The sequence below is a fragment of the Cellulophaga sp. genome, assembly GCF_039943695.1.
Classification (GTDB): Bacteria; Bacteroidota; Bacteroidia; order Flavobacteriales; family Flavobacteriaceae; genus Cellulophaga.
Genome location: NZ_JBDVAA010000093.1, coordinates 1 through 13,283, shown reverse-complemented (window position 1 = coordinate 13,283; position 13,283 = coordinate 1). Strand labels below are relative to the sequence as shown.

Annotated in this window: 13 protein-coding genes and 1 pseudogene; 8 read left to right on the top strand and 6 right to left on the bottom strand. The window is 31.5% G+C overall.

Annotated features, from left to right (window positions below; all coding sequences use genetic code 11):
• The 4 genes from ABJD66_RS06510 to ABJD66_RS06495 all read left to right on the top strand — a co-directional run.
• Nucleotides 1–261 (top strand): DUF933 domain-containing protein (locus tag ABJD66_RS06510; protein WP_348129551.1); only part of this gene is annotated, 261 nt, incomplete at its 5' end.
• Between the two features lie 229 nt (nt 262–490).
• Entirely contained in the window at nt 491–2,347 is a 1,857-nt protein-coding gene (locus ABJD66_RS06505) for a DNA topoisomerase IV subunit B (protein ID WP_100895881.1), read from the top strand.
• Between the two features lie 31 nt (nt 2,348–2,378).
• Complete coding sequence (locus ABJD66_RS06500; RefSeq protein WP_348129547.1) at nt 2,379–5,018, top strand: DNA gyrase/topoisomerase IV subunit A; 2,640 nt, start codon at nt 2,379–2,381, stop codon at nt 5,016–5,018.
• Nucleotides 5,019–5,068: 50 nt separating this feature from the next.
• The gene (locus ABJD66_RS06495; protein WP_348129544.1) at nt 5,069–6,028 is read left to right on the top strand and encodes a sterol desaturase family protein; all 960 of its coding nucleotides are present in this window, start codon (nt 5,069–5,071) and stop codon (nt 6,026–6,028) included.
• A 151-nt stretch (nt 6,029–6,179) separates the two neighbouring features.
• Here the strand turns inward: ABJD66_RS06495 and ABJD66_RS06490 are convergent, their stop codons facing one another.
• Both ABJD66_RS06490 and ABJD66_RS06485 read right to left on the bottom strand, forming a co-directional pair.
• On the bottom strand, nt 6,180–6,560 hold the full coding sequence (locus tag ABJD66_RS06490) for a hypothetical protein (protein ID WP_348129541.1): 381 nt from the start codon (nt 6,558–6,560) through the stop codon (nt 6,180–6,182).
• A gap of 66 nt (nt 6,561–6,626) precedes the next feature.
• Nucleotides 6,627–6,989: a helix-turn-helix transcriptional regulator gene (locus tag ABJD66_RS06485; protein ID WP_348129538.1), complete on the bottom strand. Its 363-nt coding sequence runs from the start codon at nt 6,987–6,989 to the stop codon at nt 6,627–6,629.
• A 304-nt stretch (nt 6,990–7,293) separates the two neighbouring features.
• Between ABJD66_RS06485 and ABJD66_RS06480 the strand changes: the two genes are divergently transcribed.
• The 3 genes from ABJD66_RS06480 to ABJD66_RS06470 all read left to right on the top strand — a co-directional run bounded on the left by ABJD66_RS06480 (nt 7,294) and on the right by ABJD66_RS06470 (nt 9,586).
• The gene (locus ABJD66_RS06480; protein ID WP_348129535.1) at nt 7,294–8,409 is read left to right on the top strand and encodes a M14 metallopeptidase family protein; all 1,116 of its coding nucleotides are present in this window, start codon (nt 7,294–7,296) and stop codon (nt 8,407–8,409) included.
• A gap of 107 nt (nt 8,410–8,516) precedes the next feature.
• Nucleotides 8,517–8,996, top strand: a complete 480-nt coding sequence (locus tag ABJD66_RS06475) for a winged helix-turn-helix transcriptional regulator (protein ID WP_013622539.1) — start codon at nt 8,517–8,519, stop codon at nt 8,994–8,996.
• Between the two features lie 74 nt (nt 8,997–9,070).
• Entirely contained in the window at nt 9,071–9,586 is a 516-nt protein-coding gene (locus tag ABJD66_RS06470) for a DinB family protein (protein ID WP_348129530.1), read from the top strand.
• A 13-nt stretch (nt 9,587–9,599) separates the two neighbouring features.
• Here ABJD66_RS06470 and ABJD66_RS06465 read toward each other — a convergent pair whose 3' ends face one another.
• Nucleotides 9,600–9,899 carry a hypothetical protein gene (locus ABJD66_RS06465; RefSeq protein ID WP_100895888.1) on the bottom strand — a complete coding sequence of 100 codons (300 nt, stop codon included), beginning with the start codon at nt 9,897–9,899 and terminating at the stop codon, nt 9,600–9,602.
• Between the two features lie 98 nt (nt 9,900–9,997).
• On the bottom strand, nt 9,998–11,059 hold the full coding sequence (aroB, locus tag ABJD66_RS06460; RefSeq protein ID WP_348129527.1) for a 3-dehydroquinate synthase: 1,062 nt from the start codon (nt 11,057–11,059) through the stop codon (nt 9,998–10,000).
• 95 nt (nt 11,060–11,154) lie between these two features.
• Between aroB and ABJD66_RS06455 the strand changes: the two genes are divergently transcribed.
• Nucleotides 11,155–12,321, top strand: a complete 1,167-nt coding sequence (locus ABJD66_RS06455) for a proline dehydrogenase family protein (RefSeq protein WP_348129524.1) — start codon at nt 11,155–11,157, stop codon at nt 12,319–12,321.
• Between the two features lie 76 nt (nt 12,322–12,397).
• Here ABJD66_RS06455 and ABJD66_RS06450 read toward each other — a convergent pair whose 3' ends face one another.
• Both ABJD66_RS06450 and ABJD66_RS06445 read right to left on the bottom strand, forming a co-directional pair.
• Nucleotides 12,398–12,784, bottom strand: a complete 387-nt coding sequence (locus ABJD66_RS06450; RefSeq protein ID WP_348129521.1) for a DUF4258 domain-containing protein — start codon at nt 12,782–12,784, stop codon at nt 12,398–12,400.
• 1 nt (nt 12,785) lies between these two features.
• Nucleotides 12,786–13,283: pseudogene (locus ABJD66_RS06445) on the bottom strand (alanine dehydrogenase); the annotation flags it as partial.

Below are 13,283 nucleotides of genomic sequence, written 5' to 3'. Positions count from 1 at the left end.
GACTTAGAAACATATTTTACGGCTGGTGTTAAAGAAGTTAGAGCTTGGACAATACCAGTAGGGGCAACTGCACCACAAGCTGCAGGTGTTATACATACAGATTTTGAAAAAGGATTTATCCGTGCAGAGGTTATTGCTTATAATGATTATGTTACTTTTGGTAGTGAGACAAAAGTGAAAGAAGCAGGTAAAATGCGAGTAGAAGGTAAAGAGTATATTGTAAAAGATGGAGATGTAATGCACTTTAGATTTAATGTGTAAGTACACTCTTTGTTAAATAATAATAAAATGCTGTAACCTTGTTGCAGCATTTTTTTGTGGTTTATGGTTAAATTGATGAATTTTTATGACCGTACACCATATGTAACTACTTAATTTCTATCTATCAACAAAATAAAATGCACTATTGTTAATTACTTTAAGCTGTATCAGTTTCATTTTTTTCTAACACTTACTATATTAGCGTGCAAACTGCAATTATCCTAAATCAATGTCAGACAATACTAAATATACCGAAGATAATATTCGTTCGTTAGACTGGAAAGAGCATATACGTATGCGTCCGGGGATGTATATAGGTAAATTAGGTGATGGTTCATCTGCAGACGATGGTATCTATATTCTTTTAAAAGAGGTTTTAGATAACTGTATAGATGAATTTGTGATGGGAGCTGGTAAAACCATTGAAATTGGAATAAGAGACAATGTAGTTAAGGTACGAGATTATGGTCGTGGTATACCGCTTGGTAAGGTTGTAGATGTAGTGTCTAAAATGAATACTGGTGGTAAGTACGATTCTAAAGCCTTTAAAAAGTCTGTTGGTTTAAATGGTGTTGGTACTAAGGCTGTAAATGCTTTGTCTAACTTTTTTAAGGTAGAATCTTCTAGAGAGGGTCAGTCTAAATGGGCAGAATTTAGTCAAGGTAATTTAATTGCAGAGGAAGGACCAGTAGAAAGCTCTAAACGAAAAGGAACTAAAGTTTCTTTTACTCCAGATGAAGCTATCTTTAAAAATTACAAGTATAGAAATGAGTATGTAATTCGCATGCTTAAAAACTACGTATACTTAAATCCTGGGTTAACTATTGTTTTTAATGGAGAAAAGTATTTCTCTGAAAACGGATTAAAAGATTTACTTGAAGAAAATAATAATGCAGAAGATTTATTATATCCTATTATTCATTTAAAGGGAGATGATATAGAAATTGCTATAACACACAGTAAAACTCAATATAGTGAGGAGTATCAATCTTTTGTTAACGGACAACATACAACACAGGGTGGTACGCATCAAGCAGCTTTTAGAGAGGCAATAGTTAAAACTATTAGAGACTTTTACGGAAAAAATTACGAAGCTTCAGATATTCGTAAGTCTATTATTTCTGCTGTTTCTATTAAGGTGATGGAGCCTGTTTTTGAGAGTCAGACTAAAACAAAGCTTGGTTCTACAGATATGGGAGGTAATTACCCAACTGTACGTACCTATATTAATGATTTTGTAGGTAAGTATTTAGATAATTACTTGCATAAAAACACTGAGACTGCAGATGCTTTGCAACGTAAAATTATACAGGCAGAGCGAGAACGTAAAGATTTGTCTGGCATACGTAAATTAGCTAAGGATAGAGCTAAAAAAGCAAGTTTACACAATAAAAAGCTTAGAGATTGCCGTGTACACTTGGGTGATTTAAAAAAAGATAGAAGATTAGAGTCTACTTTATTTATTACAGAGGGAGATTCTGCATCTGGTTCTATAACTAAGTCTAGAGATGTAAATACACAGGCTGTTTTTAGTTTACGTGGTAAGCCATTAAACTCTTATGGAATGTCTAAAAAGATAGTTTATGAGAATGAAGAGTTTAATTTACTACAAGCAGCATTAAATATAGAAGAATCTATGGAGGATTTGCGTTACAATAATATTGTAATTGCTACAGATGCTGATGTAGATGGTATGCATATTAGATTATTGTTAATAACCTTCTTTTTGCAGTTTTTTCCAGAGTTAATAAAAGAAAATCATTTATATATATTACAAACGCCTCTTTTTAGGGTTCGTAATAAAAAACAAACTTTCTATTGTTACAGTCCAGAAGAAAAAGCTGATGCAATTGAAAAATTAACTGGTAAGCCAGAAATAACCCGATTTAAAGGTTTGGGGGAAATTTCTCCAGATGAGTTTCAGCACTTTATTGGAGATGATATTCGTTTAGAACCTGTAATGCTAGATAAGGCTATGTCTATAGAGCAATTACTTAGTTTTTATATGGGTAAAAATACGCCAGACCGACAAAAATTTATTATTGAAAACCTTAAAGTAGAACTTGATATAATCGAGGAAAACTAATTATAAACCAGATAAACACGAGTCTTTCTTTATGGAAGAGAACGAAGAAGTAAACGAGAATCTAGATAGTAACATAGACGATCCCCAAAATGAGCTTACCAAGGTCACGGGGATGTATAAGGATTGGTTTTTAGATTACGCCTCTTATGTAATTTTAGAACGTGCTGTCCCTGCTATAGAAGACGGTTTTAAGCCTGTGCAACGTAGAATTATGCATTCGCTAAAAGAGTTAGATGACGGTAGGTATAATAAAGTAGCCAATGTTGTTGGTCATACAATGCAGTATCATCCACACGGTGATGCAAGTATTGCAGATGCTATGGTGCAAATTGGTCAAAAAGATTTGCTTATTGATACTCAGGGTAACTGGGGTAACATATTAACAGGAGATAGGGCTGCAGCATCTAGATATATAGAAGCGCGTTTGTCTAAATTTGCTTTAGATGTTGTTTTTAGTCCAAAAATTACAGACTGGCAACAATCTTATGATGGTCGTAAAAAAGAACCCGTAAACCTCCCTGTAAAATTTCCATTATTATTGGCTCAAGGAGCAGAGGGTATTGCTGTAGGTTTGTCAACAAAAATATTACCTCATAATTTTATAGAGTTAATAGATGCTTCAATTAAGCATTTAAAAGGTCAAAAGTTTAAACTGTTTCCAGATTTCCCTACATCTGGTATTATAGATGTATCTAATTATAATGATGGTTTACGCGGAGGAAAAATTAGAGTTAGAGCAAAAATAGCTCAATTAGATAGGAATACACTGGTTATAAGTGAAATACCATACGGAACTAACACCTCTTCTTTAATAGATTCGATCTTAAAAGCAAACGAAAAAGGGAAGATAAAGGTTAAGAAAATTGAAGATAACACAGCTGCAGATGTAGAAATTTTAGTGCATTTACCATCTGGAATATCTCCTGATAAAACTATAGATGCATTGTATGCTTTTACTGCGTGTGAGTCTTCTATTTCTCCTTTAGGTTGTATTATTGAAGATAATAAGCCGCTTTTTATTGGTGTTACTGAAATGTTGCAACGTTCTACGGATTATACAGTAGAGCTTTTAAAAGCTGAATTAGAAATTCAATTAGGTGAGTTAGAGGAACAATGGCATTTTTCTTCATTAGAACGTATTTTTATAGAAAACAGAATTTATAGGGATATTGAGGAAGAAGAAACTTGGGAAGGAGTTATTTCTGCTATAGATAAAGGGTTAAAGCCGCACACAAAACATTTAAAAAGAGCTGTAACAGAAGAAGATATTACTCGCTTAACAGAAATTAGAATTAAGCGTATTTCTAAGTTTGATTTAGATAAAGCGCAACAGTTATTAGATAGTTTAGAGGAGCGTATTGCAGAAGTAAAACATCATTTAGAGCATTTAATTGACTTTGCAGTAGATTACTTTAAAAATCTTAAAGATAAATACGGTAAGGATCGTGAACGTAAATCAGAAATTAGAATTTTTGATGATATTGAGGCAACTAAAGTGGCAATTAGAAACACAAAACTTTATGTAAATAGGGAAGAAGGTTTTGTAGGAACCTCTTTAAAGAAAGATGAGTATGTTACCGACTGTAGTGATATAGATGATATTATTGTGTTTACTAAAGATGGTCATATGATGGTTTCTAAAGTAGATTCTAAGACTTTTGTTGGTAAAAATATTATTCACGTCGCTGTGTTTAAGAAAAAAGACAAGCGTACTATTTACAATTTAATTTATAGAGATGGTAAAGGTGGTCCTAGTTATATTAAGCGATTTAATGTTACATCTGTAACAAGAGATAGGCTGTATCCTTTAACTACTGGTAAGCCAAATTCTGAAGTCTTATATTTTTCTGCAAATCCTAATGGAGAGGCAGAAGTAGTTACTATACATTTAAGGCAAGTTGGTAGTATTAAAAAATTAAAGTGGGATATGGATTTTTCAGACATTCTTATAAAAGGAAGGTCTTCAAAAGGAAATATTGTTAGTAAATACGCTGTTAAACGTATCGACTTAAAAGAAAAGGGTGTTTCTACTTTAAAACCTCGTAAAATTTGGTTTGATGATGTTGTTAGTCGTCTAAACTTAGATGGTAGAGGTGAATTACTGGGAGAGTTTAAAGGAGATGATTTAATTTTGATAATTACTCAAAAAGGAATCGCAAAGACCATTAAGCCAGAAATTACGATCCATTTTGATGAAGATATGATTGTTTTAGAGAAGTGGAATCCTAAGAAGCCAATTTCAGCCATTTATTTTGATGGAGCAAAGGAGCGTTATTATATTAAGCGTTTTTTAATAGAGAACGAAAATAAGGAGGAATTGTTTATCTCTGAACATCCAAAATCTGTTTTAGAGTTAGTTTCTACAGATTGGCGACCTGTGGTAGAATTGGAGTTTGTAAAACCTAGAGGTAAAGAGCAGAAACCAAATCAAGAAGTTGATGTAGAGGATTTTATAGCTGTTAAGGGAATAAAAGCTTTAGGTAACCAACTGACTGCAGATAAAATAAAAAACACAAATGTTTTAGAATCTCTACCTTATGAAGAAGTTGAGGAGGTAATTGAGGTTCCTAAGAAAGCAGAAGTAACAGAAGAGGAGGATGTTACATCAAAAAAAACAGATAGTAAAGAAGATTTAGAAGATGATGATACAGAACAAACAAGTCTGTTTTAGAAAAATTAACCTTTAATAGTCTTATCTTAGCAAAAAAAAATATTTTTTATATGGATTTAACAAACCCGCTAGTTTACGGCGGTCCAGCGTTTATAATATTTATATTATTAGAATTAACATATAGTAAAAACCATGAAGAACATCATGATCTTTACGACTGGAAAGATCTTTTTGCGAGTGGTTTTATGGGGGTTGGGTCTGCAATATTAGCAGCGGCACTTAAAGTAATATCAGCAATTGTAATTTTTGAATTTGTTTTTGAACTATGTAATCCGGAGGTAAACGGTGTACATACTAATATATTAGGCTACCAATCTTTTGGTTATGCTTGGTATGTTTGGTTGCTTTGTCAGCTTGCAGATGATTTTACATATTATTGGTTTCATAGGGCTAATCATGAAATAAGAATTTTATGGGCAGCACACATTGTGCATCACTCATCAGATAATTTTAATTTAGGAACAGCTGTTAGAAACGGGTGGTTTACTTTATTGTATAAGCCGTTGTTTTATATGTGGATGCCAGCAATAGGCTTTGAGCCAGAAATGGTTGTATTTTGTTTAGGTATTGAGGCTTTGTGGCAATTTCAGTTGCATACAGTATTATTGCCAAAGCTTGGTATTTTTGAGAAATTTATGAATACCCATACAATGCATCAAGTGCATCATGCACAAAACGTTGAGTACTTAGATAAGAATCATGGTGGTTTTTTAAATATTTTTGATAGAATATTTGGAACATGGTTGCCTCTAGATGATGGTATAGATGTTAAGTATGGTGTAATACATGCGCCAAATTCTAACAATCCAATAGTTATTTTAACGCATGAGTTTAAGGACATTTGGATGGATATGAAAAAATCTAAAAAGCTATCTCATAAATTAATGTATATTTTTGGCCCTCCAGGTTGGAGTCATGATGGTAGCACAATGACCGTTAAGCAGCAGCAGAGGCAATTTAAGGAGTATGCTAAAGATCATCCTAAAAAATCTTTTGAAAGGCCTAATTAGTATTCTGCTTGTAAAATAAAAAACCTCGCTTATTTTTTAATAAGCGAGGTTTTTTATTTTAAGTCTTTTTAAGCTTGTTTTTCTTTGTTTCTGGTAGTTTGGCGGTGTTATGTTTAAAACACTGTTAATTGTAATTTAAATTAACTCTAAGCTACTTCTTAACTCTAACAGCTGTACCTTTCATAACTACTAACTCCTTTTTTGGATCTCTAGCAGCATTGCTGTACTCAAAAGTATAGCTGTCTTTGGTTGTTTCTAAAATTTTAAAATGTATGGATGATTGATCTTTAAGTGATTTTAATACAAATTCGCAATCGTTTATCCATCTTACAGAGGAGCTGTCTACTTTGTTTTCGTAATACTCTACACTGTATTCTTCATCTCTTGTAAAACGGCCTGTTTTTTCTTCTCCGTTAATCTGATAGTCAAACGTAAATTCTCCTGTTTTAAAGTCAGCGCAATTTCTTGTTGGGTTGTAGCAAGATGTAAAGCAAAGAGCAGAAGCTAGTATGTAAAAATATTTTATTTTCATAAGCACAAAAATAAATAATTAATAGAAAGCTATTTGCTTTTTTGCTGTTAAAATAAGTGTTGAAACTTATTTTTTGTCAAAGGTTTCAAAAGTGCCATCGGTGTAAAAAATAATTACTTTACTAACTTCTTTTTTTAAGTCTGTTTTGTTAATTATTGTTTTGGTATTTTCTTTTGGTATAGGCTTAGTTTCTTTTTTTTCAACAAAAGGAAAACTTCCTTTTCCGTTTAGTAACCAATATAAATTTACCTCAGGAAATTGAGTTACAACTTTTAAAACAAATTCTAAGCTTGGTTTGTTTCTGCCAGATAATAGGTGAGAGATGCTAGAGCGTTGCACTTCAACTTTATCAGCAAAAGCAGCAGCGGTTAAGCCGTAGTAATTAATTACTTTTTCTAATCTTTTTATGAACTCTTCAGAATTTACCATTGTAATTGCATCTTAATTATTTTGCTTAGTTTGTAGGTAGATTAGATTTGAGATTTCTATTAGTTTCAATTCTATTAAACTTTAGATAAAATAACTTAAATTGTTGATTTTAAGGTTATTATTGTTTTTTAATAGAATTTACTGATATAAGCAGTTGTATTGTGTTACAAATGTAATCATTTTAAATAAATAGTAATGGTTTTTAGTTTACATTTGTAATGTTTGATGTTACAAATGTAATAACAACTGTTACATTTGTAATTCAATATAACGCTATCTTTACGCTTTACTAATACCTTTTGTAATGATAGATTTTAAGCAGATATTTAAAGATTGTAAGGTTAATAATATAACTGGTCGTTATGTGACGAATAGTTTGGTTTTTCCTTTTTTAGAAAAAACATTGTTTAAAGATGGTATAGAAGAAATTGGAAAATCTGTTTTAAATGAGCCTGTAAAAATGATTACTATAGGACACGGGGAAACTAAAATTTTAATGTGGTCTCAGATGCATGGAAATGAATCTACAACTACAAAAGCAGTTTTAGATTTTATTCATTTTTTAGAAAAAACATCTTCTTTGCAATCATCAATTTTAGATAATTGTACTATAAAAATTATTCCTATTTTAAACCCTGATGGAGCAAAAGCATATACTAGAATTAATGCTAATGAAATTGATTTAAATAGAGATGCGCAGAATAGGACTCAGCCAGAAAGTAAAATTCTTAGAGAGGTTTATGACAACTTCAAACCAGATTTCTGTTTTAACCTACATGATCAGAGAACAATTTTTAATGTAGGTGAAACAAATAAGCCAGCAACTGTATCTTTTTTGGCGCCTGCTTTTAATAAGGAAAGAGGTATGTCTGCTACCAGAGATAAAAGTATGCAATTAATTGTGGCTATGAATAGTGTTTTGCAAAATTTTATTCCTAATCAGGTTGGCAGGTATGACGATGGTTTTAATAGTAATTGTGTTGGTGATGCTTTTCAAATGTTAAATACTCCAACTGTTTTATTTGAGTCTGGCCATTACCCAGAAGACTATGAAAGGGAAAAAACTAGAGAATTTATTTTTTATTCTTTATTAAAAGGAGTAGAGGTAATTGCTACAAACTCGCTAAATAAGTATAAGGTAGATGCTTATTTTGAAATTCCAGAGAATGGCAAACAGTTTTTAGACCTTATTATATATAATACTAAAAAAATAAATACTTTACATCCAGAGGCTAATTCCTTAGGGGTTCTGTATAAGGAAGTGTTAAAAGATAAAAAAATTATTTTTGAACCAGTAATAACAGAAACACAAGGGCTAGAGAAATTTTACGCTCACAAAACTCTTAACCTTCTAGATAAGAGTGATTTAGATTATGTTGAAAATAACATTCTTTTATCTAAGTCTTTACTTGGTAATTAACAATTTAATTAGTATATGTAAAATAATTGCATTATTGATAAAAAAAAGATAGATTTAGTGCGTATATCTTCTTATTTTACTATTTTTGTTCCAAATTTAATTAAATAATGACTAAAGTTAAGCTAGACGAAATTGATCACCAGATTCTGGATATGTTAATAGATAACACCAGAACTCCGTTTACAGATATTGCAAAGAAATTATTAATTTCTGCGGGTACTGTTCATGTTAGGGTAAAGAAAATGGAAGAAGCCGGAATTATACAAGGTTCATCTTTAACGTTGGATTATGTTAAATTAGGTTATTCTTTTATTGCTTATGTAGGTATATTTTTAGAAAAAACACACCAAACTAAGTTTGTTTTAGAGCGTTTAATTGGTATTCCTTATGTTACCGTTGCGCACATTACAACAGGTAAGTTTAATATTTTTTGTAAAATTAGAGCTAGAGATACGCAACATGCAAAAAATATCATTTTTAAAATAGATGATATTGATGGTATTAGTAGAACAGAAACAATGATTTCTTTAGAAGAGAGCATTAACGATAAAAAGCGTTTAATGCATACAATTTTTAATGAATTGTAGATTTCTTAATTTAAGAGATGAATTAATAACACTAAGCTCAATGTAAATTACATTGAGCTTTTTTATTTTATTTTATGAAAGCATCAGAATTAACACCACTAGATTACAACCCTTATTATAAAAGTTATATAGATTTGGTAGAAGATACAAGTTTGTTAACAGCTTTAGAAAATGGTAGAAAAAAGTTTAAAGATTTAATTGCTGTAATACCAGATAGTAAATTGAATTATGCTTACGCCTCTAATAAATGGACAACAGCAGAAGCAATAGTGCATATAATAGATACGGAGCGTATTTTTCAGTACAGGGCTATGCGTTTTTCTAGATTAGATACTACGCCTTTGCCTGGTTTTGAACAAGATGATTACGTGCCAACTTCTAATGCAAACAATAGAACTAGGCAAAGTTTATTGCAAGAGTTTTTAGATGTAAGAGCATCAACAATTTCATTGTTTACGCATTTAACAGAAAAACAGTTAAAGTTTGTGGGCACAGCAAGTGATTCTCCTATGAGTACAGCTGCTGCAGGTTTTGTAGCGTGCGGACATCAAGAACATCATTCAAAAATTATTATTGAAAGATATTTATAGGAGTAGCAATGCATTAATCCTCTAATTCTTTAGTGTTTTCTGTATAGACAGTTTCAGACATATTAGAAACAGGGGATTCTAGTTCTTTTTCAATGGTGTCATCAAAATTAGCAATAAAGTTAGATAAACTTTTACTTATTCTAACCAAGTAAATGGTGTCTTCTGTTTTTACTTCTACAGCTTCTACAAATTCTCCTTTTGCATTTTTAAAAACAATAATGTCGTTATCTCCATATCCATGTGGATAGGATTCTATTAATTTTGTGGCTACTGTGTGGTCAAGTTTTTTGTAATCTACTAGTTTGCGTAACATAATTCATCGGTTTTAGTTTTATAAGAACTAAGCTAAAACTTTTTTCACTGCAAAAATGTAATTAGTTGTGTAACAGTGTTTTTATGTAGGTGTGCAACTTAAACTTTGTAGTAAGCAAAAGACTGGTGTAATAAATCTTCAGGAACGGTTACATCTATTTGACAACTACCAATAGATTTTAGTAAAACAAAATTAATATTGCCATGAGAGTTCTTCTTGTCAAACTTTAAATATGTAAGTATATTTTTTATATCCTCTTCTGTAAATTCAACTTTGCCATATCGTTTTGTAAATGTAGATTTTATAGCATTTAACTCTGTCTCGGACAGGTTAGTTAGTTTGCTGCTTATGTATGCTTCCAAAACCATACCAACTGCAATAGCCTCACCGTGTAATAATGTTTTTTTGCTTTCTGTTTCTAAAAAGTAAGACTCTACTGCGTGGCCAAGAGTGTGGCCAAAGTTTAGTATTTTACGTAAGTTTTGTTCTGTTGGATCAATAGTAACAACATCATTTTTTATAACTACAGAGTCGTAAATAAACTCATCTAAATTATTAAAATCAGAAACTAAATTAAGTTCGTTCCAATATTTTTTATCTTTAATTAAGCCGTGTTTAAGCATTTCTGCAAAACCACTGTGTAGTTGTCTTTCTTTTAGAGTTTGTAGAAAAGAAGAAACAACTAGTACCATTTGTGGTTGATTGATAACGCCTATCTGGTTTTTTAAAGAACCTAAATCTACTCCTGTTTTACCTCCAACAGAAGCATCTACCATAGATAGTAATGTAGTAGGTACGTTTATAAAATCTATTCCTCTTTTAAAGGTTGATGCGACAAAACCACCTAAATCTGTAATAACGCCTCCGCCAAGGTTAATCATAACGCTTTTTCGGTCTGCATCTAGTTCAGATAAAACGTGCCAAACTTGTACACAAGTTTCTATAGTTTTGTTTATTTCGCCTTCTTCAATTTCTATAATTTCATAGTTGTAATCACCATAAATCTGAGCCATAAAGCTAGGTAAGCAGTGCTGATGTGTATTTTCATCAACTAAAATAAAAACCTTAGAATAATTTGCTTTTTCTAAGTGAGAATTTAATTCTGTATATGCTTTTTCATTAAAATGAACTGAATATGTACTTGCTAAAATTGACTGCATAATTATATATTTACATCACGCAAAATAAAGACATATTTTAGTTATTAGAATACAAAATCTGTATTTATATTTGCTGCATTACGAAATTCATAAAAATGGAACAAATTTTTGAAAATACAGCAACTGCTTTTGCTCTAAAATCAGATTCTGAACTAGAGAGAGCGTATTTTTTGTTTAAGTTAATAGCAAATGAACCATTGGTTCGTATTGGTACTGCTGTTACTAATTTTGCTATAAAAGCTCATTTACCTGTTGAAGGATTAATAAGAGCTACTGTTTTTGACCATTTTTGTGGTGGTGTTAGTGAGCAAGATTGTATGCCAGTTGCAGACAAAATGTATGATAAAAAAGTAAGTACTATTTTAGATTATTCTGTAGAGGGTAAAGAAGATGAGAGTCATTTTGATGAGGCTTACGAGAAAATATTACACGTATTAGATTTTGTTAAAGAAAAAGAGGCTATTCCGTTAGCGGTTTTTAAGCCTACTGGATTTGGAAGATTTATTCTTTTTGAAAAAGTAGGAGCAGGTATAAAGTTAACAAATGTTGAGCAGTTAGAGTGGGATAGAATTGTGTCTAGGTTTGATAAGGTTTGTAAAAAAGCTTACGATTTAGATGTAGCTCTTTTGGTAGATGGTGAGGAAAGCTGGATGCAAGACGCTGCTGATGATTTGTGCGCGCAAATGATGCGAAAATATAATAAGGAGAAAGTTGTAGTTTATAATACATTGCAAATGTATCGTTGGGACAGGTTGGCTTACCTTAAAAAATTACATTTAGAAGCAAAGGAAGAAGGCTTTAAAATAGGGATGAAGGTAGTGCGTGGTGCATATATGGAGAAAGAAAATGAGAGAGCTGAAAGAAAAGGGTATCCAACACCAATTTGCGCCAATAAAAAAGCTACAGATGATAATTTTGATGCTGCTGTGGTTTATATGATAGAGAATTTAGATGTGATGTCTATTTTTATGGGTACCCATAATGAAAATAGTTGCTATAGTTTGATGCGTATAATGCAAGAGAAAAATATTGCACACTCTGACTCGCGTGTTTGGTTTGGGCAACTGTATGGTATGAGTGATCATATTTCTTTTAACCTAGCAGCTAGTGGTTATAATGTTGCTAAATACTTGCCTTTTGGGCCTGTTGGAGATGTTATGCCTTATTTAATACGTAGAGCTGAAGAAAATACCTCGGTTGCAGGGCAAACAACAAGAGAGTTGTCTTTGTTGAAAGAAGAGCGAAAAAGAAGAAAAATTTAATAAAAATATAGCATTTTATATAAAAAAAGGTGAGTTTTAAAAACTCACCTTTTTTTATGTGTTGATTTAGTTAAACCTAATTACCTAAATCTATTTTATCTACAACTACTTTGTTTGTGCAGTTTATTACAGTTAAAATAGCTTCTTTTTCTTTAACTAAACCTTCAATTTTATAGGTTTTGCAAGGAGTAGATTTTGTATCGCTATTTCCAAAGTCTATATCACCATCATTTAAAAAATAAGAGACCGTTGTAGAGTCTATAGTTTTATTGTTAAGTAAGACTTTAATTTCGTCAGAATATGATAAAGGTTTAGAACGTAAATCTTTTAAAACTCTACAGTTTGGAAAATAACAGAACTCGGTTCCTGTTTCGTCTGATTTCTTTTTCAGGAAAAAAGTTAAAAATACAATACCGATTGATAGTCCAACTAAGTACCATCCTAATCGTTTGATGAATGCCATATTAAAAAATTAAAAAATTGATATCACTATACTGTAAGTCGTACCATTCTCCTACAGATTTGTTTGTTAAAATTCCGTGGTACATATATAGTCCGTTACGCAAGCCTTTATCAAAACGCAATGCATTTTCCATTCCGCCATCTTCTCCAATTTTTAATAAATAAGGAGTAAAGATGTTGCTAATAGATATTGAAGATGTTTTAGGGTATCTAGATGGTATGTTGGGAACACAGTAATGTATAACACCGTGTTTTTTTATTGTTGGTTTGTTGTGTGTTGTAAGTTCAGATGTTTCAAAACAACCACCCATATCGATACTAACATCTATAATTACTGCATCTTTTTTCATATTTTCTACCATAGTTTCTGTAACTACAATAGGTGAGCGGTCTTTGCCTCTAATTGCGCCAATAGCAACATCACATCTTTTTAAAGATTTTAAGAGGTTTTTAGGTTGTAGTGTAGATGTATAAACTGTTTGTTTTAGGTTGGTTTGTAT

Bases quoted from the DNA above. Each gene is read 5' to 3' on its own strand.
- ABJD66_RS06495 (WP_348129544.1), top strand. From the start codon at position 5,069: ATGGATTTAACAAACCCGCTAGTTTACGGCGGTCCAGCGTTTATAATA.
- ABJD66_RS06465 (WP_100895888.1), bottom strand. From the start codon at position 9,899: ATGTTACGCAAACTAGTAGATTACAAAAAACTTGACCACACAGTAGCC.
- ABJD66_RS06485 (WP_348129538.1), bottom strand. From the start codon at position 6,989: ATGGTAAATTCTGAAGAGTTCATAAAAAGATTAGAAAAAGTAATTAAT.
- ABJD66_RS06505 (WP_100895881.1), top strand. From the start codon at position 491: ATGTCAGACAATACTAAATATACCGAAGATAATATTCGTTCGTTAGAC.
- ABJD66_RS06490 (WP_348129541.1), bottom strand. From the start codon at position 6,560: ATGAAAATAAAATATTTTTACATACTAGCTTCTGCTCTTTGCTTTACA.
- ABJD66_RS06470 (WP_348129530.1), top strand. From the start codon at position 9,071: ATGAAAGCATCAGAATTAACACCACTAGATTACAACCCTTATTATAAA.
- ABJD66_RS06480 (WP_348129535.1), top strand. From the start codon at position 7,294: ATGATAGATTTTAAGCAGATATTTAAAGATTGTAAGGTTAATAATATA.
- ABJD66_RS06455 (WP_348129524.1), top strand. From the start codon at position 11,155: ATGGAACAAATTTTTGAAAATACAGCAACTGCTTTTGCTCTAAAATCA.
- ABJD66_RS06475 (WP_013622539.1), top strand. From the start codon at position 8,517: ATGACTAAAGTTAAGCTAGACGAAATTGATCACCAGATTCTGGATATG.
- ABJD66_RS06500 (WP_348129547.1), top strand. From the start codon at position 2,379: ATGGAAGAGAACGAAGAAGTAAACGAGAATCTAGATAGTAACATAGAC.
- ABJD66_RS06450 (WP_348129521.1), bottom strand. From the start codon at position 12,784: ATGGCATTCATCAAACGATTAGGATGGTACTTAGTTGGACTATCAATC.
- aroB (WP_348129527.1), bottom strand. From the start codon at position 11,059: ATGCAGTCAATTTTAGCAAGTACATATTCAGTTCATTTTAATGAAAAA.